Annotated in this window: 25 protein-coding genes, 1 tRNA gene and 1 riboswitch; of the genes, 16 read left to right on the top strand and 10 right to left on the bottom strand. The window is 41.5% G+C overall.

Annotated elements, in window-relative coordinates:
• Nucleotides 1–22: 22 nt before the first annotated feature.
• Together H6F42_RS06715 and H6F42_RS06710 are read left to right on the top strand one after the other, a co-directional pair.
• A complete protein-coding gene (locus tag H6F42_RS06715) occupies nt 23–310 on the top strand; it encodes a DUF3288 family protein (protein WP_190398588.1) in 288 nt (95 codons plus the stop codon).
• Between the two features lie 472 nt (nt 311–782).
• The gene (locus H6F42_RS06710) at nt 783–3,698 is read left to right on the top strand and encodes a response regulator (RefSeq protein WP_190398587.1); all 2,916 of its coding nucleotides are present in this window, start codon (nt 783–785) and stop codon (nt 3,696–3,698) included.
• Between the two features lie 33 nt (nt 3,699–3,731).
• Here the strand turns inward: H6F42_RS06710 and H6F42_RS06705 are convergent, their stop codons facing one another.
• Both H6F42_RS06705 and H6F42_RS06700 read right to left on the bottom strand, forming a co-directional pair.
• Nucleotides 3,732–5,054 carry a folylpolyglutamate synthase/dihydrofolate synthase family protein gene (locus tag H6F42_RS06705; protein ID WP_190398586.1) on the bottom strand — a complete coding sequence of 441 codons (1,323 nt, stop codon included), beginning with the start codon at nt 5,052–5,054 and terminating at the stop codon, nt 3,732–3,734.
• The gene (locus H6F42_RS06700) at nt 5,035–5,391 is read right to left on the bottom strand and encodes an ethyl tert-butyl ether degradation protein EthD (protein ID WP_190398585.1); all 357 of its coding nucleotides are present in this window, start codon (nt 5,389–5,391) and stop codon (nt 5,035–5,037) included. The genes H6F42_RS06705 and H6F42_RS06700 overlap by 20 nt, the downstream gene beginning before the upstream one ends.
• 209 nt (nt 5,392–5,600) lie before the next feature.
• Between H6F42_RS06700 and H6F42_RS06695 the strand changes: the two genes are divergently transcribed.
• Complete coding sequence (locus H6F42_RS06695) at nt 5,601–6,368, top strand: cobalt-precorrin-6A reductase (protein ID WP_190398584.1); 768 nt, start codon at nt 5,601–5,603, stop codon at nt 6,366–6,368.
• A gap of 74 nt (nt 6,369–6,442) precedes the next feature.
• Here H6F42_RS06695 and cbiE read toward each other — a convergent pair whose 3' ends face one another.
• Nucleotides 6,443–7,663: a precorrin-6y C5,15-methyltransferase (decarboxylating) subunit CbiE gene (cbiE, locus tag H6F42_RS06690; RefSeq protein WP_190398583.1), complete on the bottom strand. Its 1,221-nt coding sequence runs from the start codon at nt 7,661–7,663 to the stop codon at nt 6,443–6,445.
• A gap of 119 nt (nt 7,664–7,782) precedes the next feature.
• Nucleotides 7,783–7,948, top strand: a riboswitch (cobalamin riboswitch).
• Between the two features lie 22 nt (nt 7,949–7,970).
• Here cbiE and H6F42_RS06685 point away from each other — a divergent pair.
• From H6F42_RS06685 to cobI, 5 genes are all read left to right on the top strand, one after another.
• The gene (locus H6F42_RS06685; RefSeq protein ID WP_190398582.1) at nt 7,971–8,645 is read left to right on the top strand and encodes a HupE/UreJ family protein; all 675 of its coding nucleotides are present in this window, start codon (nt 7,971–7,973) and stop codon (nt 8,643–8,645) included.
• Nucleotides 8,646–8,733: 88 nt separating this feature from the next.
• Complete coding sequence (cobW, locus tag H6F42_RS06680) at nt 8,734–9,774, top strand: cobalamin biosynthesis protein CobW (RefSeq protein ID WP_190398581.1); 1,041 nt, start codon at nt 8,734–8,736, stop codon at nt 9,772–9,774.
• A gap of 57 nt (nt 9,775–9,831) precedes the next feature.
• Nucleotides 9,832–11,301 (top strand): precorrin-3B synthase, encoded by a 1,470-nt coding sequence (gene cobG, locus H6F42_RS06675; protein WP_190398580.1) that lies wholly within the window; start codon nt 9,832–9,834, stop codon nt 11,299–11,301.
• Complete coding sequence (locus H6F42_RS06670; protein ID WP_190398579.1) at nt 11,294–11,923, top strand: precorrin-8X methylmutase; 630 nt, start codon at nt 11,294–11,296, stop codon at nt 11,921–11,923. The genes cobG and H6F42_RS06670 overlap by 8 nt, the downstream gene beginning before the upstream one ends.
• 69 nt (nt 11,924–11,992) lie before the next feature.
• Nucleotides 11,993–12,721 carry a precorrin-2 C(20)-methyltransferase gene (gene cobI, locus H6F42_RS06665; RefSeq protein ID WP_190398578.1) on the top strand — a complete coding sequence of 243 codons (729 nt, stop codon included), beginning with the start codon at nt 11,993–11,995 and terminating at the stop codon, nt 12,719–12,721.
• Nucleotides 12,722–12,748: 27 nt separating this feature from the next.
• Here cobI and H6F42_RS06660 read toward each other — a convergent pair whose 3' ends face one another.
• Nucleotides 12,749–13,297, bottom strand: a complete 549-nt coding sequence (locus tag H6F42_RS06660; RefSeq protein WP_190398577.1) for a PadR family transcriptional regulator — start codon at nt 13,295–13,297, stop codon at nt 12,749–12,751.
• Between the two features lie 100 nt (nt 13,298–13,397).
• Here H6F42_RS06660 and H6F42_RS06655 point away from each other — a divergent pair, with 100 nt between their 5' ends.
• Together H6F42_RS06655 and H6F42_RS06650 are read left to right on the top strand one after the other, a co-directional pair.
• On the top strand, nt 13,398–13,538 hold the full coding sequence (locus H6F42_RS06655; protein ID WP_190398576.1) for a hypothetical protein: 141 nt from the start codon (nt 13,398–13,400) through the stop codon (nt 13,536–13,538).
• A gap of 13 nt (nt 13,539–13,551) precedes the next feature.
• Nucleotides 13,552–14,985 (top strand): carotenoid oxygenase family protein, encoded by a 1,434-nt coding sequence (locus tag H6F42_RS06650; protein ID WP_190398575.1) that lies wholly within the window; start codon nt 13,552–13,554, stop codon nt 14,983–14,985.
• Between the two features lie 33 nt (nt 14,986–15,018).
• Here the strand turns inward: H6F42_RS06650 and H6F42_RS06645 are convergent, their stop codons facing one another.
• The 3 genes from H6F42_RS06645 to H6F42_RS06635 form a co-directional block, all read right to left on the bottom strand.
• Entirely contained in the window at nt 15,019–16,302 is a 1,284-nt protein-coding gene (locus tag H6F42_RS06645) for a sugar ABC transporter substrate-binding protein (RefSeq protein ID WP_190398574.1), read from the bottom strand.
• A gap of 235 nt (nt 16,303–16,537) precedes the next feature.
• Nucleotides 16,538–17,011 (bottom strand): hypothetical protein, encoded by a 474-nt coding sequence (locus H6F42_RS06640; RefSeq protein WP_190398573.1) that lies wholly within the window; start codon nt 17,009–17,011, stop codon nt 16,538–16,540.
• Between the two features lie 386 nt (nt 17,012–17,397).
• Nucleotides 17,398–18,489 carry a metallophosphoesterase gene (locus H6F42_RS06635; RefSeq protein ID WP_190398572.1) on the bottom strand — a complete coding sequence of 364 codons (1,092 nt, stop codon included), beginning with the start codon at nt 18,487–18,489 and terminating at the stop codon, nt 17,398–17,400.
• A 328-nt stretch (nt 18,490–18,817) separates the two neighbouring features.
• Here H6F42_RS06635 and H6F42_RS06630 point away from each other — a divergent pair, with 328 nt between their 5' ends.
• Nucleotides 18,818–19,597, top strand: coding sequence for a formylglycine-generating enzyme family protein (locus H6F42_RS06630; protein WP_190398571.1), 780 nt, complete (start codon nt 18,818–18,820; stop codon nt 19,595–19,597).
• A 39-nt stretch (nt 19,598–19,636) separates the two neighbouring features.
• Here the strand turns inward: H6F42_RS06630 and H6F42_RS06625 are convergent, their stop codons facing one another.
• Nucleotides 19,637–20,194, bottom strand: a complete 558-nt coding sequence (locus H6F42_RS06625; RefSeq protein WP_190398570.1) for a dCMP deaminase family protein — start codon at nt 20,192–20,194, stop codon at nt 19,637–19,639.
• 110 nt (nt 20,195–20,304) lie between these two features.
• Nucleotides 20,305–20,386, bottom strand: a tRNA-Leu gene (locus H6F42_RS06620).
• Nucleotides 20,387–20,591: 205 nt separating this feature from the next.
• Here H6F42_RS06620 and H6F42_RS06615 point away from each other — a divergent pair.
• Nucleotides 20,592–21,233 (top strand): peroxiredoxin, encoded by a 642-nt coding sequence (locus H6F42_RS06615; protein WP_190398569.1) that lies wholly within the window; start codon nt 20,592–20,594, stop codon nt 21,231–21,233.
• 119 nt (nt 21,234–21,352) lie between these two features.
• Here H6F42_RS06615 and H6F42_RS06610 read toward each other — a convergent pair whose 3' ends face one another.
• The gene (locus H6F42_RS06610; protein WP_190398568.1) at nt 21,353–21,664 is read right to left on the bottom strand and encodes an NIL domain-containing protein; all 312 of its coding nucleotides are present in this window, start codon (nt 21,662–21,664) and stop codon (nt 21,353–21,355) included.
• A gap of 128 nt (nt 21,665–21,792) precedes the next feature.
• Between H6F42_RS06610 and H6F42_RS06605 the strand changes: the two genes are divergently transcribed.
• The 4 genes from H6F42_RS06605 to H6F42_RS06590 all read left to right on the top strand — a co-directional run bounded on the left by H6F42_RS06605 (nt 21,793) and on the right by H6F42_RS06590 (nt 24,308).
• Nucleotides 21,793–22,128: an MGMT family protein gene (locus tag H6F42_RS06605; RefSeq protein WP_190398567.1), complete on the top strand. Its 336-nt coding sequence runs from the start codon at nt 21,793–21,795 to the stop codon at nt 22,126–22,128.
• A 200-nt stretch (nt 22,129–22,328) separates the two neighbouring features.
• Nucleotides 22,329–23,201, top strand: a complete 873-nt coding sequence (purU, locus tag H6F42_RS06600) for a formyltetrahydrofolate deformylase (RefSeq protein ID WP_190398566.1) — start codon at nt 22,329–22,331, stop codon at nt 23,199–23,201.
• Nucleotides 23,202–23,352: 151 nt separating this feature from the next.
• Entirely contained in the window at nt 23,353–23,700 is a 348-nt protein-coding gene (gene psb28 / locus H6F42_RS06595; RefSeq protein WP_190398565.1) for a photosystem II reaction center protein Psb28, read from the top strand.
• A 92-nt stretch (nt 23,701–23,792) separates the two neighbouring features.
• Entirely contained in the window at nt 23,793–24,308 is a 516-nt protein-coding gene (locus H6F42_RS06590) for a MogA/MoaB family molybdenum cofactor biosynthesis protein (RefSeq protein WP_190398564.1), read from the top strand.
• The last annotated feature ends 180 nt before the right edge of the window (nt 24,309–24,488 follow it).

The following is a 24,488-nucleotide window of genomic DNA, read 5'->3' as shown; positions in this document are numbered from 1 at the left end:
TTAATTGTTTGTATAGAAAGTCATGGCAGAAATAAAAGATCAAAGACATCCGCAATATACGAAGGATCGCCAAATAGTAAATGAACTATTGACTCAAAATAATCCTAGTAACCGTGAATATGCGGAGCTAGGGCGTTTAATTGTGCGTTATAAAGGTTTCCTCGGCGCAAGAGATATTCAGTCTGATTTGCTTAAAATTGTGGCTAATTGGCAGCTTTCTGAAGAAGAATTGTTTGCTAAAACTAGAGCGATTCATGCGATCGGTAGGGTTTATTTAGTTCAAGATGAAGGGCAAGATGATTGGGCTTAAAGTCTTACTTATAGGGCTTTGCATTTAAATCCAAATTAATAACTTTTAAAAAGTGTTGTAAAGCAACACTTTTTAAAAGTTATTAATTTGTTTGATCAAAAATTGCTATAGCAAAGCAAGAGTTAGGTAGTACAAACCAAAACCAAAAAAGCGAGTGGCGGCGCTTCGCGCCGCCACTCGCTTTTTTGGTTTTATGTCCTAAGCAAAACTTGCTTTGCTATATAAATTTAGTTTATAAAGAATGATAATAAGTTCACAACTAATATAAACTTTAGCGGTTTTAGTTATTGTCTCTTATTGGTTAAAAATCAGACAAAATACAAGCTTAATTGACTTTAAAAGGGTAATATTTCATTATTCATATTTTAAGGTATTTAATTAATAAATTAATCCTTAATACTGATTGAATAAAGGCTGAAATTATGCCATTATTATTTTAATAAAGAATTGTTAAGGCGTTGTTAAATAATTAATGTTTAATTATTCAGAACCCGTAATTTCCCCTCATAACTTGTGTGAGGTTAATTTGCCTATCAAAATTCTAATTGTGGAAGAAAGCGCGAGTATTCGCGCTATTCATTGTGGTTATATAGGGGAAGAAAATCGTAATAGATATCAGATTTTAGAGGCTGACAACGGAGAAGAAGCCCTTAATTTATGGCGATCGCAAAGTCCTGATGTCTTAATAATTGATATCAATTTGCCTCATAACTACGGCATAAAAGTTTTAGAAAGTATTCAAAAAGAATCAAATAATCGCAGGTTGCCTGTAATTGTTTTAGCTAGTGATGAAGATGAAATTCTGGCTACAGAGGCGATTAAACTAGGGGTTTCAGACTATTTAAACAAAAATGTTAGTGCTGTTTTTTTACGCCAAAGTATTTATAACCTAGTCGAAAGACTGACTTTGGTGTGTAATTTACAACAGAGTGAAAGCAAATATCAGGCAATTTTTGATAATGCTCCCATTGGTATGGCAACTCTTAGCTTAACGGGACAGTTTTTAACTGTTAATCAATCCCTAAGCAAGATCTATGGCTATTCGGTGGAGGAATTATTACAAATGAATGCTGTTGATATAACTCATCCTGACTATATCGAATTAACCATTGCAAGCTTAAATAAATTAATCTCGGGGGAAATATCCAATACTCTAGTAGAAAAGCAATATCTGCATAAAAATGGTCAGGCGATCGATGCTATAAGTCGAGTAGGTTTAGTCCGAGACATTAATAACAATCCACTCCATTTTGTTGTCAGTGTTGAAAATATTACTGAACATAGACTTAATGAAGCAAAGTTGGCAAATGCCAAAGTTGCAGAAGCCTCTAATAAAGCGAAAAGTGAATTTCTCGCAGCGATGAGTCATGAAATTCGCACTCCCATGAATGCAGTCATTGGAATGACTGAAATCTTAAGTAATACCATTCTCTCAAATCAGCAAAAACAGATTGTTTCCATCATTCGCCAAGGTGGAGAAGTCCTGCTGTCTGTAATCAATAAAATTCTTGATTTTTCGCAAATAGAAGCGGGAAGTGTAGAAATAGAAGAGAAAGCTTTTGATTTATATCATTGCATTGAAGAAATTCTGGACTTGATGTCATCGGGAACGGTAGAGAAAAATCTAGAATTATCCCTCTTAATCGATTTAGATGTACCGCCGCAAATTATTGGGGACTCAACTTGTTTAAGGCAAATTTTAGTAAATCTGATTGGTAATGCGATTAAGTTTACCGAGTATGGACAAATTGATATTACTGTTAGTTCGGCGATCGTTGATCCTGAGCAAAATTTATGCCAATTAACATTTCAAGTAAAGGATACGGGCATTGGAATTGTGCCTGAATCAATTGGTCGATTATTTAAGTCTTTTAGTCAAGCTGATAGCTCGATCACCCGTCAATATGGTGGGACTGGTCTAGGTTTAGCCATCAGCAAGCAGCTTTGCAACCTGATGGGTGGCGATATTGATGTGGTCAGCGAAGCGGGCAAAGGTAGTACTTTTAGTTTTACGATTCAGGCTAAGGCGATCGCTATTCCTCCTATAGCCATCAACCCCGAACTAGCGGATAAAAGCATTCTCGTAATTAATAGCAACTGCCTTGTGCAGAAAATGATTCAAACCTATGGGCAAGCATGGGGAATGCAAGTCCAGTCTGCCTATTCAGAATTAGAAGGGCTGCAATATTTGGAAATCAAGGATTTTGATATAGTGTTAATTGATTATCATTTAAAATCCGTTCAAGAAAAAGATTTAGTCAGAAATATTAAAGAGATATTTCCTGATTTACTAATTGTTTTGTTGATTTCTGTAGCTGATGGTGATATTGCGGATGATCAAAATTTTGTTGGATACTTTAAAGGATATTTTGCAGGCTATTTAACCAAGCCAGTTACCCCATCGAAGCTATATAAAGTACTAACAAGTTTGACAAATAATTCATCTAGTCAAGAGTTAGTGGGAATCGAAAAGCCAGATAAATCTCAATTTGATAATGATTTTGCATTTTCTTATCCATTAAAAATCTTGATAGTTGAAGATAATATCGTCAATCAACAAATTATTTTATTAATGTTAGAAAAGCTAGGTTACAAGGGAGAAGCCGTTAGTAATGGTATAGATGCGGTAGCAGCCGTAACTAGACAATCCTATGATTTGATTTTTATGGATATTCAAATGCCAATGATGGACGGACTCACGGCTTGCCGACGAATTCGTAAGTTTTCGGATCGCAATCCTTGGATTATTGGTTTGTCTGCTAATGCTTTTCGCGAATCTCGTGAGGAGGCTCTAGCCGCAGGGATGAATGACTATCTCACCAAGCCTTTAAAAATTGAAGACTTACTCAATAATTTAAAGAAATTATCCCAAGAAGATCGATTTACTCAACAATTACTTTCAGCGGTATCTGAAAATAATTCATCAAGTAATATATCAACTATAGAAACAACCATAAGTTCTTTAAATCCTCAAATGAGTGATGACTTATCTGAGGATTCTTTTGATTACTCATTACCACCCGAAGTATATTTGTCGGGATTAGAAGTTATTAATATTTCTACTCTAAATGCTATAGAACAATGTATAGGCGAGTCTAATTTATTGGTTATTATTAGATCTTATTTACAGGAATCCAGAAAATCTATCACGCAAATGTTGACATCTTTGTATCAATTAGATATCGCCAAAATTAGATTTGAAAATCATTCATTGAGAGGTGGATGTGGAACCTTAGGTGCGGATAGATTAGTCGCAATTTGCAAGGAAATTCAACATTTCTGTAAATCCGAAAATTATGTTAATCGAATGCAGATTCTGGAAACTATGATTAAGCAATTAGAAATTGAATATGATAAATTAGTCGATTTCTTTAGGGAAAGATATTAAAAGATAAAGCTGTGCAAAGCAGAGATTTATCTTTTAATATTGGAAGCGATCGCGATATTTTTGAAAAAATTCTCCGACTAAATACAAAGAACCACAAAGAATCACCATATTAGGAATTTGATCGGGTAATTGCCTATCTTTAAAGGCAGCTTCTACTCCTTGATCTAAACTTGAATTAACAAAAGCAGAAATAGGAAGAATAGATTTGGCGATCGCGACTAATTCTTGAGGCGCAGTGGTGGCAGGGTTAGGAACTGGGACGGAAAACAATAAATCATCTGGGTGTAAAAGCGCCTTCAGGATTCCCGCTTGATCTTTAGTATTTAAGATACCAACGATCCAATGTTTACGATGATCAGGAAAGTTTTCATCGACAAATTGTCTTAGATATTCCGCCGCAGCGACATTATGCGCTCCATCAATTAGGATTTTATGGAGCTTGCCATCTATCTCAAATTCCAGCCACTGTAATCTTCCTGCCCACTGTGTATTTGCCATCCCTTGACGAATTGCTTTGTTAGTTACTAGCCAACCTTGATTTTGCAAAACTTGGATAGTGGCGATCGCGATCGCGGAATTCATGAGTTGGTGATTGCCGAGTAAGGGTAGAGAATAGTGCAGATCTTGCCAAACTGCGCCATAGCCATCATCTGAGCGCTTCGCAGGCTTTACCCAAGCGATAGGTGCGAGGGTTTCGTGAATTTTGGTTTGTAGGGCGGCGATCGCTTCATCATAGCCCGCGCGATCGTGATGGGCAATTACTACGGGACATTGGGGTTTAATGATGCCCGCTTTTTCTGAGGCGATCGCGCCCAGAGTGTTGCCTAATTGCTGACAATGATCCAACCCAAGGGACGTAATTACGGAAACTAACGGGCGATCGCATACATTCGTAGCATCCAATCGACCACCTAGCCCCGTTTCGATAATGGCAATATCCAAATTTTGTTGAGATTTCTGCTGGGCAAAATGCCACCACATCGCCGCCGTAATCACCTCAAATTGGGTTGGCGGAAATTCTGCATCAATTGCTAATTGAACTTGATGCAAAGCCGTCTGTAAATCTTCCGCACTAATCCATTGACCATTGATGGTAATGCGCTCGCGCCAATCTAGTAAATGAGGAGAGGTGTAGCGCCCAACTCGATAACCTGCTTCCTGCAAAATTGACAGCAAAAAAGCACAAACGGAACCTTTTCCATTTGTGCCAGCAACATGAATCACGGGAATTTTTTGGTGTGGCGATCCAAGAGATTTAAGTAATTGTTGAATTCTCTCTAGACCTAAGTGAATGCCAAATTTATCGAAACTTTCGAGAAATTCTTCAGGATTTAGATTAGTTAGCTTTGGAGACATGAACTTCTAAGGCGTAGATTTTGCCTTGGGCATCAACTTCGGCAATATGTCTGCCTTGCATCGCAAATAGTTCGCCACTATCGCGCTTGCCTGCGATCGCCCAAATAGCTTCTAGTCCATTTTCCGTCTTTCTGGTCGTCCAGACACGTTGCATCCCCGAATAAGATTGAAAGAATTGCCGATATAGCTTAGCGATCGCCTCTCTACCTATGACTTTCCGCGCCCCCGCAGGTTGAACTTCGGCTTGTTCGGCAAATAACTCTACTAATTGGTTAAATGCTTTTTCATCGTCACTGGCGCGATCCGAAAGTTGAAAATATTGGTCTAAAACTGTCATATTTAATTACCTCGATTGCTTTTAATTATGTTTAAAACTAAAAGCTTTGCTTTATATAGCTTTGTGTAGTCGGTAAAGCTTTATTAAGGCTTTACGCTACGCCGTATCAAAATGTGAACATATATTAAGCTTGATAGTTCTCCATAATCTTCACCCTAAAGGGGGGATTGCTATTATTTAGGCGGCGCGAAACGCCACTTAACCCAATCATGAAAAAAATCCTTAAAAAAGTCCTCATTTTAGGAGGTACTGGTGATGCGGTAAAACTTGCTGCTCAACTAGCGAATATCCCTCAAATAGAAGTAATTAGCTCCCTCGCAGGACGCACCAAAAAGCCTTCCGCTCTAGTCGGACAAGTGCGGATTGGCGGATTTGGTGGTGCGGAGGGATTAGCTAATTATTTGAAAGAGAACGCGATTGATTTTTTAATTGATGTCACTCATCCTTGCGCGGGACAGATTACGAATAATGGCGCGATCGCCTCTCAGCTTGCTCAAATCCCTCACCTCATGCTCGTTCGTACGCAATGGGAAAAACAATCTGGCGATAATTGGATCGAAGTGGAAACTGTAGAAGCTGCGGCTCAAGCAATTCCTGAATCGGTAAAGCGGGTATTTATTACGTCAGGAAGACAACAATTAGAGCCATTTTGGCAGCGATCGCAGACCTATCCAGATACTTGGTATTTGATGCGCTCCATCGATCCACCTGACATCGAACTTCCCAATAGCAAGGTATTGCTAGATCGCGGACCTTTTAATTTAGAGCAGGAACGAGAATTATTGGGTGAATATCAAATTGAAGCGATCGTTAGTAAAAATAGCGGTGGTGCTGCTACCTATGCCAAGATTATCGCCGCAAGGGAATTAGGAATTCCCATTGTGATGGTGCAACGTCCTGCGATGCCTGAAGGCGAAAAGGTAACAAGTATTGAAGAGGCGATCGCTTGGTTAAACTCCCGACTAAAAGCATTTTGAGAATGTTGCTTTGCAACATTCTCAAAATGCTTTTATTACCAGAATTTTTTTAAAAGTGTTGCGAATCAACACTTTTAAAATGGTTTTATTACTTGCCATTGCGTGACAGGACGCATCGGTTTCCAGCCGAGAAAAGAACCGATCGCTTCAGCACGACTAATCGAAATTTGCGTAAGCGTACCGCCATATTTTTGCTGCCATTGAAATAATTTCTGCTCGCCCTCAAGGGTGACTACATTGGCAACTAAACGCCCCTGCGATCGCAAATTTTCCCAGCAAGTCTCGAACAAATCTAGGACAGTCGCACCACCACCGATAAAAATCGCGTCAGGTGTGGGTAAACCTTGCAGACCTTCAGGAGCTTTGCCTTCGATAATTCTGAGGTTCGGAGTACCAAGGGCGATCGCATTTTCAGCGATGAAATGGGTGCGGGACTTTTCGATGGCGATCGCTTGGCAACGGGGATGACTTCGCATCCATTCAATGCCAATCGAGCCGCAACCAGCCCCGACATCCCAAAGTAATTCGCCAGCATTGGGGGCAAGGGCTGATAGGGTAATCGCTCTAACCTCGCGCTTAGTTAATTGTCCATCATGGCAAAAAGCATCATCGGGCAGACCTACCATCCGCGATAAAATTTTGGCTTCAGGATTGGGAATACATTCCACAGCGATCGCGTTAAGATCCGCAAATTCAGGAAAGTTTTGATATTGATTGGCAACAGCAGAAATAATGCGTTCTTTAGTTCCATTAAGATGTTCTAAAACAGTAATTTTGCTATTGCTGAAATGGCGATCGCACAAAATCTTTGCCACAATCTGAGGCGTTTCTTCTCCTGCGCTTAGAATCAGAAGTTTAGCGTTTGGATAAATATAAGATTGTAAAATCGAAGCGGGACGACCGCATAAACTCAAGGTTTCCACTTCGTTTAATGACCAACCTAACCGAGCACAAATTAAGCTAAAAGTAGAAGGTGAAGGAATAATTGATATCTCTTCAATGGGAATTCTTTTTAATAAAGTTGTGCCAATCCCAAACCAAAGCGGATCACCACTGGCTAGGACACATACTGGGTTACCGCGCAAATTAATAATTTGTTGAATAGTTGACTCAATGGGCGATGCCCAAACTATGCGCGATCGCTGATCTTCTAGCAATTCGGGCAACATCGCTAAATGGCGATCGCCGCCTACTAATATTTCAGCATGATCAATTAGCGATCGGGCGGCTAAGCTTAGCCCCACTAAACCATCTTCACCAATACCAATAATCTTTAGCCATTTTTCACTGGTCATCGGCACAATTTGTAAATCTATTAAGTATTTTTTCTCAAGGCAGTCAAATTATTGTAAAGTCAAAGACTGTTCTAGTTTTAACGGGGAACAGCCGTTAACAAATGTAAGTGTCTCTATGACTTGATTCTGAGTTTTTTAGCTCAAAATTTTTTTCAAAGATACAAAATTGCAAATGGGGAAAGTTTGGTGAAAGTCCAACGCTGTACCGCAACTGTTAGAGCCTTTAAAAAAAACTAAACTTAAGTGCTTAAAGTCAGGATGCCCGCTAGAACTAGTTTAATTTGTCCATATCTGCGAGTTACAGAGTATGAATTTATCTAAAATTTTTGCCTCAGTTCAATCTAAAGCATTAGCGATCGCCTTTGCTTTTAGTTTTTTGTTATTTGCCAGCCCCGCATCAGCACACCACGCAATGGGTGGCGGAATGCCCAGCAACTTTTTTGAAGGTTTCCTATCAGGTTTGGCGCACCCTGTAATCGGCGTTGATCACCTTGCCTTTATCGTTACTGTTGGTTTATTTGCCGCGATTAAGCCCCAAGGCATTTTCATTCCCCTATCCTTCGTTTTGTCGGCAATGCTCGGTACGGGAATTCACTTGCTAGGTGTATCGCTACCAGTAGTTGAACTGATTGTTTCAGGCTCGATTTTGCTATTTGGGGTTTTGTTGGCAATGAAGAACAGCCCCAACCTATTAGTCATGGTTGCGCTGTCGGCAGTAGCGGGGCTATTTCATGGTTACGCCTACGGCGAAGCAATTTTTGGCGCACAAACTACCGCTTTAGTTGCTTATTTAGTTGGCTTCACCACGATTCAGTTAGTGATTTCGAGTGCTGCATTCTTTATTGGTCAGAAAGTCCTCAAGGGTGATTTTTCGCAAGTATCGCCTAATCTTAAATCAGCTGGTTTAGTAATTTGCGGAATTGGTGCTGCATTTTTGGCTTCAAATATTTCTGCTTTGATTCTCCCTGTGCCTAAGGGTTAAATCATTTTTCAAAGTAGGGGCAATTCATGAATTGCCCCTACTTTGAAATTTTTACAACATGGGCTTTTAAAATTTTTCAGAGAGAATTATGGCAGCGAAAATACCTGTAACTGTGATTACTGGCTTTTTAGGTAGTGGTAAAACTACCCTCATTCGAGAGCAGTTACAAAACAATCAAGGTCGGCGCATTGCTGTACTAGTGAATGAATTTGGCGAGATCGGCATTGATGGCGACTTGCTGCGTTCTTGTCGGGTGTGCGATGAAGATGGCACAGAGGTTACACCCAATATTGTGGAATTAACCAATGGCTGTCTTTGCTGCACGGTGCAAGAGGAATTTTTGCCGACAATGCAAGAACTTCTAAAAAGACGCGATCGCATTGATTGCATTCTCATCGAAACCTCTGGCTTAGCCTTACCCAAACCCTTAATCCAAGCCTTCCGTTGGCAAGAAATTCGCAATGGGGCGACGGTTGACGGTGTGATTGCCGTTGTTGATTGCGAGGCAGTTGCTAGCGGCAAATTGGTAGGTGATCTTGATGCTTTAAATGCTCAGCGTCAACTCGATCCCAATCTCGATCATGAAACTCCCATTGAAGAACTATTCGAAGATCAGTTAGCCTGTGCGGATTTGGTTTTATTAACTAAAACTGATTTGGTGGATGTTGACGCTCAAAACAAAGTCCATTCATGGCTTAAGCAGGAATTGCGCGAGGGCGTTAAGGTGATTGCTTGCGATGAAGGTAAAATTAGCTCTGAGATTTTGTTGGGCTTTAATGCTGCGGTTGAAGATAATTTAGATTCGCGTCCTAGTCATCATGACACTGAAGAAGAACATGAGCATGACGATAATATTAATTCGATTAATATCGTTACCGATCGCGCTTTTGAGCCGACTCAGTTACTCACATCGCTGAAACAAGCGATCTCCGATCAAGAAATCTATCGCATCAAGGGCTTTGTCAATGTCCCGAATAAACCGATGCGAATGGTGTTACAAGGCGTAGGCGATCGCCTTGAGACTTCCTATGATCGCCTATGGGCTAGTGATGAAACGCGCCAAACCCGTTTGGTATTTATCGGTCAAGCTTTAGAGCGATCGCAAATTGAAGCGGCGCTAAGTTTATAGACATTGCGAAGGCGCAACGCGCCTTCGCAATGTGATTATTTTTTGGAATATTCTCAATTGCAATCTACTACAGCTATTTGTCCCAGTCTCTTTAATGCCACCACTGCCCAAGACGGCATTCTTTCGCGTATCCGTTTACCTGCGGGATTGATTACTTCTACTCAGTGCGAAGTTCTCACACAAGTCGTTAATAAATTTGGTAATGGCGAAATTCAAATTACTAACCGAGCGAATCTGCAAATCCGCACTAGTCAAGCTTTACCTGAAGAAGTGCTGCTAGATTTTCAAGACTATGGACTTGCCTCTAGCACCCAAAGCACAGACGGTCTGAGGAATCTGATGGCTAGTCCTAGTGCAGGGATTGATGTCCACGCAAAACTCAATACAATTCCATTGGTTAAAGCATGGAATTTCTATCTGTTGCAGCATCCCGAATTGGCGATTCTCTCAAATAAATTTAGTGTTTGCTTTGATGGTGGTGAAGCAATTAGGGTTAGCGATCGCCCTAATGATATTTGTTTAGTAGCGGTTGAAGTTGATCAAGAGATTTATTTTGATTTGCATTTAGGATTAGGCGATCGCGGTGATTCGCCAGTATCTGTAAATGTGTTAATCTCTCAAAACCAAGTCTTAGAAGTTCTGGCGGCGCTAACAGAAGTTTATCGACAATATACGCAGCAACAGCTAAATCAAAAAATATATTTGCGATCGCGTCCTCCAAGGTTAAGAGACTTAATTCATGATTGGGGCATGGAGAAGTATCTTGCTCTGGTTGTAGAGAAATTAGGTTACACATTAAAACCCTCACCCCTAGCCCCTCTCCCATTAGGGGAGAGGGGAACAAGATCGTTGGAGGCTTGTGAGCATTTAGGGATTCATCCTCAAAAACAATCGGGGCTTTTCTATATTGGTGTGGTTGTTCCTTTAGGAAGATTAACTTCGCAGCAACTCGCAGGATTAGCAAGACTAGCTAAACAATCTGGTGGTGGGGCTTTGCGGTTAACCCCTTGGCAAAATCTGCTGATTACGGATATTGCGGAAGTTGATCTTGAGCAGGTAACGCAGGAGATCTTGAATTTAGGATTGTATATTTCAGCTAATCATCCCTATGCCGCGATCGCAGCTTGTTCAGGATATAAAGGATGTAAGTCAGCCTTTACGGATACTCAAGCCGATGCCAAGGCGATCGCCTCGCACTTAGAGAAATGTATTCAATTGGATTATCCAATTAATTTGCATTTTTCAGGTTGTGATAAATCCTGCGCTCAGCACCATGCCAGCGACATTGCTCTAGTAGGAAAAGATTCCGAAAGTTATCAAATTTATGTTGGTGATTATGTGGGTGATGGTGAAATTAATTTTGGGAGAGAACTCTATGCAGAATATGCGGCTCATGAACTACCCCACTTAATGGAACGCTTGATCAATATCTATCAAACTCAGCGCCAAAATCCTGATCAGAGTTTTCGAGAATTTGTGAATCAATGCGACCTGCAAGAATTAAGGGAAGTGATCAGCCATGCTTGATTACATTCGTGATGGTAATGAAATCTATCACAAATCCTTTGCTACGATTCGCGCTGAGGCGAATTTAGCGATCTTGCCACAGGATTTAGAAGTGGTTGCTGTGCGGCTCATTCATTCCTGTGGGATGACCGATATAGTTAACGATCTCGCCTATTCTGAAGATGTGGTCAAAATTGGGAGAGAAGCGCTTAAAAATGGTGCAAACATTCTCTGTGACGCGCAGATGGTGGCAAATGGTGTGACTCGTAAACGCTTACCAGCAAATAATGCCGTAATTTGCACTCTCAATGAGCCTGAAGTTCCTGACCTTGCCAAACAAATCGGCAATACGAGATCGGCGGCGGCGATGGAATTGTGGCGATCGCATATTGCGGGATCGATTGTGGCGATCGGTAATGCGCCCACAGCACTATTTCGACTCTTAGAATTGCTTGATGATGGTTTTCCGAAGCCAGCCGTTATACTAGGATTCCCTGTTGGTTTTGTCGGTGCGATCGAGTCAAAAGCAGCTTTAGCGGAAAATAGTCGTGGTATCCCCTTTTTGACCATTCACGGTCGGCGCGGGGGAAGTGCGATGTGCGCCGCAGCCTTGAATGCCTTAGCGATGGAGAATGAGCTATAAACCCAGAAATTAATGTAGGCGACGCAAAGCGCCGCCTACATTAATTTCTATATTATTAAGAAAAATTTAATGGAAAACATCATCGAAATAAAAGCAAAAGCAAAAGGAAATTTATATGGGCTAGGGCTTGGACCTGGAGATCCAGAGCTATTGACGATCAAGGCGCATCGTATCTTAACCTCAGTTCCCGTGATCGCCTACCCAACGATGGAAAGCGGCAAAGTCTTTGCTAGGGCGATCGTTGCTGATTATATTCGTCCTGACCAGATCGAAGTGCCAATGCCGCTTCCCTTTAGCGTAGAAAGATCTTCACAGCCCTATTACGATATTGGCGCAGAGAAAATTGCTGAACATTTAGAAGCAGGGCGCGATGTTGCCGTACTTTGCGAAGGCGATCCCATGCTTTACGGTTCCTTCATGTATATTTTTAAGCGTTTATCCGATCGCTTTCATACCGAAGTGATCCCCGGAATATCTTCCACCTTTGCCAGTGCCGCGATGTTGGGTGCGCCGCTCACTTTCCGCAATGATGTGTTGAGCATTATGCCTGCAACTTTGGAAGCGAATATTTTACGCGATCGCCTCGCAGTTGCTGATGCTGCTGTAATTATTAAACTTGGTAGACATTTCGCCAAACTGAAGGCTGTTTTAGAAGAATTAAACCTCTTTGAACGTGCTTTATACATCGAACGAGCAACTTTGCCCAATCAAGTGATTAAGCCGATCACCGAAGTTGATCCCGATCAGGTTCCCTATTGGGCGATCGTGATGATTCCTAGCCAAACTAATCCTCAATAAAGAAGTGGTCGCTGAGCGACCACTTCTTTATTTTTGCTCTTGCCAAGTCTTTAATATCGATAAAGCCTCATCACACCAATCAATCCAGCCCTTTTCAAAATTAATTCCTCGGCGCAAAGTTAAATACGCAAAGCGCGATTCCATACCGCATTTTTCAGGCTGACTAAAAAAGTTTTGCTCGATCGCTTGATAGATCTCCAGTTGTTGCTGATGCAGTTGACGATGATCTTTGATTTTTTGCGCGATCGCATTTTCAGGTATTAAATAACCCGCATAAATTTTAAGTAAAAACTCATCTTTCACAGATGCAACATCACTGGATTGCAGTAGCCATGTTTTTAAATGCGACAAACCTAAATCGGTTACTGAGAAGATTTTTTTGTCTGGTCGTCCCGCTTGGGCGATCGCTTCAGCATTGATCCAATTTTGCTGCTCTAGTTTAGTTAGCTCTCGATAAATCTGCTGGTGTGTAGCTTGCCAGAAAAAACCTACCGAGCCATCAAATTGTTTGGCTAGGTCATAGCCGCTTTTAGGTTCTTGAATCAGTGAAACCAATAGAGCGTAAGCAAGAGACATATTTTGTAATTTTAAGTGTTGACATATGCACTTAGTTGAGTATACATTGTTTAGTATATTCAACTAAGTGCATATGCAAAACACCTAAAATTACAAATCTATGACCATCATCGATCCGAGCCAAGTTCCAAACCGTAAAGGTTCTAACTATCCCGATCGCTTTAAATCAGTAGTGGCAGGACGCGAAAAAAAGCGGCTCGGTGAAGCGGTGGGATTCCCTATTCTTCTTAGAACCTATTAAATCAGAGAAAATCATGACTACAACTATTGACAAACAAGCCACACAACCATCTTGGGGGAAGGCGATCGCAAAACCAGCTAGTGAATTCCCTCTCACTCAACTTTCAACGATTTCTGGTAAGATTCCCGAAAATCTCAAAGGTTCTCTCTATCGCAATGGACCAGCCAGACTAGAACGTGGCGGAATGCAAGTAGGACATTGGTTTGATGGCGATGGTGCAATTTTGGCTGTCCACTTTGCCGAAGGTCAAGCCCGTGCCACCTATCGCTATGTCCAAACTGAAAGATATATAGAAGAAGAGAAAGCCGATAAATTGATCTATGGCAATTATGGCATGACCGCTACAGGATCATGGTGGCAGCGTTTCGGCAAGTCCTCGAAGAATGTCGCCAACACTTCCGTAATTGCTCTGCCCGATAAACTACTGGCTCTTTGGGAAGGTGGCTTGCCCCATGCGCTGAACCTAGAGACTTTAGAAACCTATGGCTTAGAAAATCTGGAAGGCTTGGAAAATCACCTTCCCTATTCTGCTCATCCAAAACGCGATCCTCAGACTGGCGAGATTTTTAATTTTGGTATTTCCTATGGCAAAAATGCGACCTTAAATCTTTATCGCAGCGATCGCTATGGCAATCTGATCAAGAAGAATCAGACAACTTTGGCAGGGCTGCCAATGATCCATGATTTTGTCCTCGCAGGAGATTATTTGATTTTCTGTGTACCACCTCTGCGGATGAATCCACTGCCTGTGCTACTAAATTTAAAGAGCTACAGCGATTCATTAGCTTGGAAGCCTGAAGAGGGAACGGAGATTTTGGTATTTGATCGCCATAGTCTGGAATTAGTCAGTCGCAATGTTGCCGAACCTTGGTTTCAATGGCATTTTGGCAATGGTTATAGCGATCGCGATGGTAACTTGATCTTTGACTTAGTACGCTATCCAGACTTTGCCACCAACCAATATCTCAAAGAAGTCGCTTCAGGTAAAACCCAAACCTATGCAAAGGGAAAGCTTTGGCAAATGTGCCTCAATCCCCAAACAGGTGAATTTCTGGAAGCTTCGCAATTAGTTGATCGGGGTTCTGAATTTCCTATCGTTCCGCCTTCCCAAGTTGGACAAAACTCCCGCTATACCTATCTGGCAATTCATCGCCCTGATGCGGTGATTAATCACGATCTATTTGGGGCGATCGCCCGTTATGACAAGCAAACAGATACATTGACCGAAGCCGATCTGGGTACAAATCGCTATCCAATGGAGCCATTATTTGCGTCTAATCCCGTCAATCCTGATTCTGGCTGGGTGATAACCGTTGTGTTTGATGGCGATCGCGAATCTTCAGAAGTATGGGTATTTGACAGCGATCGCCTAGATTCCGAGCCAGTCTGTCGTCTTGGTTTACCAAGCGTCGTGCCAATGGGCTTTCATGGCACATGGAAAGGCTAAACCCAGAAGAGGTGCTAATCGCCTCTTCTGATCTTATAGCGAATTCCAACGCTCGGCAGCACTGGCGATCGCTTTATCACTAGGCTTCTCTTTGAGCATCGCTAACTGTAATTCTTCGTAAATAATTTTACGCAGTTTTTCAATATCCTTCGCAGGCGGAATTAATACTTCTGATTGAGGTAATTGCGAAGCACTAATTACTCTAGCGCGATCTAGCAAGGGCGCATCTTTAGCGGCTTCAGTGAAATAGCGATCGCTCGAACTTTTAATTGTCGAAGGCAAGAGATTCTCCACCTTTGTAAAAGCCAATTGATTCTCCGCATTAGTCAAATACAGCGCAAACTTGACCGCTAAAGCTTGATTAGTTGAGTTCGTCGGTACAGCTATATTCATTACGGCGGCGCTCTTTTTGCCCGTTGAACCAGTGATTTGTGCGCCAACATCAGTCACTTTGGCAATTTCTGGGGCATTTTGAGCAACGGTTTGCAAAAACTGGGGGCCAGTGAGCAAAATGGCTAATTCTCCTGCTTGATAAAGCTCCACTGCTTTACGATGTCCTTCGGTGAGAATTTCGCGAGGAATTAATTGCTTTTCAAATAAATTTACCCAATAGTCAAAAGCAGCTTTACCATTTGCATCATTAAAAGCAGCTTTGCCATTACTGTCTAGCAACTTCATTCCCATTTGTACCATCGACTCAAGGACTTGCCCCCCATCCATAGTTAATAGAAAAGCATATTTTCCTGTTTTCGCTTTAATCTGTTCTGAAACTTTAGTTAGTTCTTCAAAGGTTTTGGGAGGCTTGGCTGGATCTAATCCCGCTTTCTCAAACAAAGCCCGATTATAAATGGTGATATCAGTAGCCACATACCAAGGCAATCCAAACGTACTGTTATCGAGTTGATTGGCTTTCCAAATATTAGGAAAATAACTAGCTTTGTCTGCTTCGGAAATTGTACCCATATCTAATAAGGCTTTTTTCTCAGCCAATTTAGAAGCAAACTGAGGATTGAGATTAACCACATCAGGGGCAGTTTTAGCAGCAACCGAGCTTAAAATCTTAGTTTCCATTTCTCCCCAAGGAATATCTACCCATTCCACTTCTGCTGTGGGGTTTTCCTTCACAAAAGCGGTGATTAAGTCAGTCATATATTTATCGAACTGCGGCTTTAGTTGCATAGTCCAAAAAACAATTTTGCTTTTGCCTGATGGATTAGCTGTTTGTGTGGTTTGCGCCCCACAGGCTCCCAATAGAAATAATGTGGAAAGTCCAATAAATTTACGACGATTAATAGTTCTTGCAAGGTTAGGTGTCATAGGGAGATATAAGCTTTTACAGGAGCGAGATTCTGGGCGAAAATCAAACAAAATATACTATACCATTAGCTAGTTTTATTCTTGATGATGCACCTGCTAACACCAAAGCACAAAATGGCTACGCCATTTTGTGCTTTTACAACTATTGTATTAGGGCGTACCCCCCCGAAGAGAATGGCGGCGTGGAGCGTCGCTATTCTCTTTTGGCATTGCTACTGGCAAATCCCGTATAGATTTAATTAGTTGGGCTAGGGGTTGGTGTGGGAGTAACTGCCTGTGCAGTTGGCTTCGGAGATGCAGTTGGTGTAACTACCTGTGGTGGTGGCGCGGGAGCAGCGACGGGAGGTTGGGTAATTGTTACAGGAAGGTTAACTTCAACTTTGGGATTAGGTTGAGGCGTAGCGGGGCTAACTTCTCTGATGGTTGTATTATTTCGTTCGATTACCGTTGACTTATTCTCTTTCACCGTATCCTTGACAGGAGGAACTGACACAGGTGTAGGAGTTGAGCGATTATTTGCTAAATAGGCGATCGCCCCCGCTCCAAAAACTGCTAAAGAAAGTAACACAATCACGACCAAACCATTAACATTGTTGTCATTAGTTACTCTGGTTGTGCGTTGTTCAGAAATCCTACTTTCATTTATAGAGTTATTTGGCTGTGATGTTACTTTTTTTGATGTAACTTCTCTATCAATTTCTTCAGACATTAGGTTCAATCCTCTTGGGCTTATTAGTTTTTCAACTCAGGACTGGCGCAGCATTGACATTTGATGCGTTAGTCCCATAAATGCAAAGTAAGAAAATTTGATTTTCTCAACTTGAAATATGATTGATATTTTTTGCATCTTGTCAGATAAGAGATTGATTATTTGAATGAATTGATTGATAACGCTACAAAATGTAATATTTCCTGTCTAATGATTAAGTAGTTAGGCATAATTAAATATAAAACCCAAATAAGCTGATTCGCCCGCTTTGCGGGCGAATCAGCTTATTTGGGTTTTACGCATAGGCAGCTCCCGCCTAATTAAGGGCTGTTTTGGGGATGAGAGGAGGCGCTTTGCACCTCCTCTCATCCTTTTGGGCTTTGGTATTAATGGTTCTGTTTTAGTACAAGTGTGACATTATTGTCGGTAGGCGGAATATCGCTAAAGGATTCAAAATATTTTTTGGCAACTTTGGGGAAATTAGGAAATTCAAATTTAGCATCACCATCAGCTATGTAAGCCCAAAAATAGCGCAGCTCTGGGGTCATATTTTCAGCCACATCTAAAGGCAAATTAAGCGGTGGATGGGTAAGTAATTTAATTACAAAGGGATGCGATCGATCGCCCATCCATTCGCGCGAGAAATGTAACAAATCGGATTGTTCAGGAATTGATTTAACGCGAAAAGATTCTATTTCTAAGCGATCGCCCGATGCGTCGGACATGTAATTAAGGACACGATAGGGATGAGGATAGCTAACCAGAGAGCCTGTAGTGATGTCATAAAAATCGTAGCGATCGCTATAGGCAATATCCTGAACATGGAGATGTCCTGTAAATACAAGTTTGACCTGAGCTTTATGTAATATTTCACATAAACTTTTGGTGTTATCCAGCATATAGCGCTTACCCAAGGCGTTACTTGCCTGATCGTGCATATGCTCCAGCACATTATGATGAATCATGACTAAGTTCAATTCATAATCTTGGCGATCGAGAACCTTTTGCAACCAATCTAATTGCTCATCATCTATCCATCCAATCTGTTGCCCATCCTCATCAAATTGATTAGAATTCAATCCAATTAAGCGGACATTAGGGAGGACTTCATGCTCATAGTAAAGCTTGTGCGGCTCGCTGACACCCTGATTAAAACCAAATTTAGTATAGTGGGGAGTGAATTTATCAAAGGTTTCCACCTTTGGAACATCATGATTTCCTGCAATCACATAGACGGGATAGGGTAATTTTTCTAGCCGACTAGATAGCCATTGATGGTTTTCTGGCTCTCCGTGTTGAGTAAGGTCGCCTGGTAAAAGTAAAAAATCTAAATCTAGGTGAGCTAGTTGGGATAGCACTTCTTCAAAGGCAGGAATGCTATATTCGACTAAATGAAATCGCGATGGATGATGCCAAATCGTATGGGGTAATGCGATATGCAAATCGGAGGCGATCGCAAATTTAAACTTAAGTCCCACCTAGATCTAATCCCTAAATAATTACCACTTGATTATAGTTTGCTGAAGATAAAGCTGCAAATGAGCATAGGCAAAATTACAGCAAGTTCCGATCCATCGAACCGCAAGAGATTTTTGGAAAAGCTTACTTTGCAAGCCTTTCCAAAAATCTCTTGATTTGGGTTTGAGCGCAAAGTGCTTTAAGAAGTCACCAGCTTGGCTGACATATTATTCAAGAGTGGCTCACGCTGCGCGTGAGCCGTAGCTTCGGTTTTTTATAGAGATTTGCGTCCAGCTACTTATATAATTTAGATCAATCTAAAAATTAGATACTTTAGGGGGTTTTATTATGGATCAAACTAATAGACAAATAATCTCCGAGTACTTAGGGGGCGATAACTTTTTGGAGATGGTTTCTATCCCAGAAGGTAAATTTATGATGGGAACTTCCTATAAAGAGGAAGGCTATTCCAACGAAAGACCACCACAGCAAGTTGAGGTATCTTCTTTTTATTTAGGGAAATATCCCGTTACCCAAAGACAATGGCAAGCGATCGCTAAGTTACCCGAAATTGGACACCAACTTAATCCTGATATTTCTCATTTCAAAAATGAAGTTGCTCCTGTAGAGAATGTCTCATGGATTGATGCCGTAGAATTTTGTAAGCGTCTTCGCAAAATAACAGGAAGAAAATATCGCTTACCTAGCGAATCTGAATGGGAATATGCTTGTCTTGGCGGAAAATCTAGTCGCTATGCTTTTGGGGAAGAGATTAGCTCAGATTTTGCCAATTACGATAGTCGATTGCAACATAACTCTGAAGCTTCTGTTAAATATCGTGGACAAACTACCCCTGTAGGAATTTTTCCTGCTAATGATTTTGGTCTATACGATATGCATGGGAATGTTTGGGAATGGTGCGCCGACCCTTGGCATGAGGACTATCGTGGTAGACCAGCCATTTCTTCCATTTGGGAATTTGGAGGCGATATGCAATATCGCGTTTTGAGGGGCGGATCGTGGAAACATGATGCTTGGGAATGTCGAGCCGCCAATCGCCGCAAAGATCCCTTTGTCAATTGGTACAACTATTATGGCTTTCGCGTAGCTTTAAGCGACCTCGCTTAAAACAAATAAAGGTGGCGCTTTGCGCCACCTTTATTTGTTTTAAGAAAACAGACGTAATTCAGAGGTAGGAGAGCTTAGAAATAAATTGGCTTTTTGAAGAACTGAAGGGGAGATCTGAATCTGTTTAAGCATAACTAAACCCTCAGCGACAAAGGATTGACATAGAGCCGCATTATTTCCCTTATTAAAACTAGTTTCATAATAGACTTCGCGAATACCTGCGGAGACAACTAGTTTCAAGCAGGAAATACATGGCTCTAAGGTGACATAAATACTCGCGCCATCAGTTGAAATACCATGCTTAGCGGCCTGCGCGATCGCATTGGCTTCCGCATGAACCGCCCGCGATGGAAAATCCTTACTAGCGTCGCAACTACTTAAATTTGGATAGCAATAACCTTGAGTGGTGCAATGGACTGAGCCTGATGGCGAGCCATTGTAGCCAGTAGCTAACACTTGCTTGTCTTTGACGATTACGGCTCCCACGGGAAAGGCAAGGCAAGTCGATCGCAGAGCCGCTAGTTTAGTGAGGAGCATAAAATACTCGTCCCATGTGGGACGTTGTTGATATACCGCATTGTCAATTAGTTCAGACAAGAGTTACTCAGAAACGATAGATAACAATAAATTATCACCTTACGGTAGGTCTAAATAGGTAAGGATGGGTGGCGCAAAGCGCCACCCATCCTTACCTATTTAGAATTTAATGCGGAACGGGGGACTTGAACCCCCAAGTCTTTCAACACATGTACCTGAAACATGCGCGTCTACCAATTCCGCCAGTTCCGCGATTGGTATTTTGAAGTTGCAGATATTAAGTTTCCTGTAAAGGCAGCATAATGTCAATCGTTAACTCTAGTTAACTTTTTGTCAATTTACGATGGATAATGCCATAATCTACAGTAAAGCGATGGGAATACCGCCCTATATGGCTAGCGGTTTTTCCTTTGATCTTGTATCTTAGATCTGTAACAAAGAAGACTGAATTAAAACTATGACACTGCGTTTAGGCGATACCGTACCCGATTTTACTCAAGACTCCACCGAAGGCACAATTAATTTTCATGAGTGGATCGGCGATAGCTGGGCGATTTTATTCTCTCACCCCAAAGACTTCACACCTGTTTGCACCACTGAATTAGGCACTGTCGCTAAACTCAAACCAGAATTTGAAAAGCGCAACATCAAGCCGATCGCTTTAAGCGTTGATGGTGTTGAATCTCACAAAGGATGGGTCGGTGATATTGAAGAAACTCAAAATGCAACCTTAAACTATCCCATCCTTGCTGATGAAGACAAAAAAGTTTCTGAGTTGTATGACATGATTCACCCCAACTCAGCTACAGGCAATACTTTGACCGTACGCTCAGTATTTATTATTGATTCCAACAAAAAGCTACGCCTTAGCTTGACCTACCCTGCTAGTACTGGTCGTAACTTTGATGAAATCTTGCGTGTAATTGATTCCTTGCAGTTGACTGATAACTACAGTGTTGCCACACCTGCTAACTGGAAAGATGGCGATGATTGCGTAATCGTACCTTCAGTATCTAACGAAGAAGCTAAGACCAAGTTTCCTAAAGGTTTTAATCCTGTAAAGCCCTATTTGCGTTTGACTCCTCAACCTAATAAGTAGGTATTGTTGTACCTCCCGCTAAGCGGGAGGTACAAGCAAAAAAACAACAGAAAGTTCAGACGCGGAGCGTCGCAACTCTCTAAAAAATAAAAAAGGCTTGCTTAGCAAGCCTTTTTTATTTACCAGCTTTCGTCTTCGACAGCCGTTTTATCCCAAATTTCTAAATCTAGTTCTTCTAAATAAATAATGCCACTTTGAATTTGTTGTGTTGTTCCTGTCAGTTCTAAAGTGAACCAGCCATCATCTTCAGGATTTTCACCAAGAAGAGCAGCAATAATAGTTACAGTTAAGCCGTGTTCACAGGATAGACGAGAGATAATTGGCTCGCCATAGCAACTTCTTGGCACACGCATCGCAATGCGTGTAGTCGTACGTCGCTTTTCCTCGATATTCACGTTAGCTCTGGAATCGATGCATTCCGCCGCTAGCATTAAAGTTTCTCCAGTGGAAATGTCTTAGTATTTTGACATTACTATAGTAGCTAAATTTTTAAGGAACGGGAAGTGATTTCGGTCACTAATTCTGTAGAAGCTACAAATCTACACTATCGTCAACAGCTATGAGTAGTAAGTATTCAAATTACGATCGCATTTATGAAATTGTCCGTCAGATTCCGTCGGGTCAAGTTGCCACCTATGGTCAGATCGCAGAACTTGCTAATCTAGCGGGTAAAGCAAGGGTGGTGGGGTATGCCCTTTACCGTGTGGATATACAAAAGATGGATATTCCTTGGCATCGAGTGGTAAATGCTAAGGGTGAAGTTTCGCTGTCGCCTTTGCGCTTTGGAACCGACTACTTACAGCGATCGCTACTGGAGGCGGAGGGCCTCAAGTTTAGTGAGGTAGGCAAAATAGATTTACGAAAATATCTATGGAAGCCTCAGAATTTATCTTAATGGTTGTCATAAACCTATAAGTATCTAGCTAGTCTTGATAGAAACCCAGATAAAAGAGCCACTCGCTATGCGAGTGATTCTTTTATCTGGGTTTAGTTTTCTCAGATGGCGATCGCTCTAATCGCTATAAAATGTAAGGCAATAGAGAGAAAATTTGAGGATTTTTGAAGATTGTGCTGCGATCTTCAAAGCTAGAAGTTATGACGACTGCGACATTACTGGTTTCTTGCCCAGATCAAAAAGGCTTAGTTGCCAAGATATCAGACTGGGTATTTTCTCATGGTGGCAATATTATCCATGCTGATCAACATACGGATGCCACAGCAGGACTATTTCTCATGCGGGTTGAGTGGGACTTAGAGACATTTGACTTAGAGCGATCGGAGATTGCCCCAACTTTTGATAAGTTAGCAACCGACCTAGGCGCTAAATGGAATATTCACTTTTCTGATTACGTGCGCCGCATCGCCATTTTTGTATCGAAGCAAGATCATTGTTTATATGACTTAATCTTGAGGCAGCGATCGCAGGAATTATCAGCCGTCATCCCTGTGGTAATTAGCAATCATCCTGATTTAGAAAAGGTCGCCCATAATTTTGGCATTAATTACCATTACCTTCCCATCACTGCCGAAAATAAGCTCGAACAAGAAAAACAGCAATTAGCTTTGCTCAAGCAATACCAAATTGACTTGGTAGTTCTCGCTAAATATATGCAGGTTTTAAGCCCTAATTTTTTAGCCCAATTTTCACAGGTGATTAATATTCATCATTCCTTTTTACCAGCTTTTGCGGGAGCCAACCCCTATCATCGAGCCTATAAACGCGGAGTGAAAATTATTGGGGCAACGGCTCACTATGTTACCGATGAACTAGATGAGGGTCCAATTATTGAACAGGATGTAATTCGGGTATCGCATCGCGACTCAGTGACCGACCTAATTCGCAAGGGCAAAGATTTAGAGCGGATTGTTTTGGCAAGAGGCGTAAGGCAACACCTCCAAAATCGCGTACTGGTTTATGGACAGACGGCTAGTTCAGGTTTAGGTTTACGCACTGTCGTATTTGACTAAGGACATCCGCTTACTAAGCTTTGCAGAGGCTTTAGCTGCGGAAATCCAAAAATTGTTTTCATAATCAGAATCGCTATGTTTATGCGCTACTAATTTTGAGTTATGTTAATACAACGTTACTTTTAATAAGTTTTATACAAGGTTTTAAAAAATGTCAGCAAAAATACAGTTATCACTCGGAATCGATGAAGAAGCTTCGGATGTCAAAATTACTCGCTCTAAAGATGGAGATACCAGTGTTGCTGTGTTTTTCTTCGAGACTCCCAATTGCATGACTGGCGAAAAAGCCTCGACCAATGAAATTTTGGGAATGTACATGATTGATGAAGAAGGCGAGATGGTGACACGCAATGTCAACGCTAAATTTATCAATGGCAAATCGGCTGGAATTGAAGCTATTCATAAAATCAATGGTCAATCCGAGTGGGAACGCTTTCTCCGTTTTATGAATCGCTATGCGGAAGCGAATGGAATGAGTTTAAATAAAGCCGAGGGCTAGAACCAAATTTTTAGGGTCGCAGCGAAGCAGTGACCCTAAAAATCTGGTTAGCATCTTACTGTAAGGCTCTTAAGTAATAAGATTGACAAAAAATGAAACCTTCTCAAAATCCTTGTCCAGATCCTCCTTCCTATCAAGTCCACTGTGCGGTGATTACCGTCAGTGATACGCGCACACCTGAGACTGATAAGAGTGGCAACTTCATTAAACAATCCATGAGTAATGCTGGTCATCTCATCGATTATTATGCCTTGGTCAAGGATGAACCTGACGAGATTCGGGAGCAGATGCAGAAAATATCCGCGATCGCCGATATTGACGCGATTATTCTCAATGGTGGTACTGGCATTGCCCCACGCGATACGACCTATGATGCGATCGCCGCTTTGCTCGAAAAAACCTTGCCGGGATTTGGGGAAATGTTTCGTTATTTGAGTTGGCAAGAGGTTGGCTCTAGGGCGATCGCTTCGCGTTCTGAGGCAGGGGTTTATAAGGGGAAATTAGTCTTTTCTTTACCTGGATCGAGTAATGCGGTGAAGTTAGCGATCGAGCAGTTAATTTTGCCCGAAATTATTCACCTTGTGCGTCAATTAAAGGGATTGCACTAACATCTCTTTTGTCGATTAAATCTCCAATATAGCAAAGCAAGAGTTAGCTAGTACAAACCAAAACCCAAAAAGCGAGTTGCGGCGCGAAGCGCCGCAACTCGCTTTTTGGGTTTTATGTCCTAAGAAACCCTTACATTGCTATAACAAAAGAAAACATTGCGAAGCAATGTTTTTTTGTTA

It is taken from the genome of Pseudanabaena sp. FACHB-1998 (assembly GCF_014696355.1).
Classification (GTDB): Bacteria; Cyanobacteriota; Cyanobacteriia; order Pseudanabaenales; family Pseudanabaenaceae; genus Pseudanabaena.
Note: the sequence above shows the minus strand (reverse complement) of the source record. Positions and strands in the feature narration are given on the sequence as shown.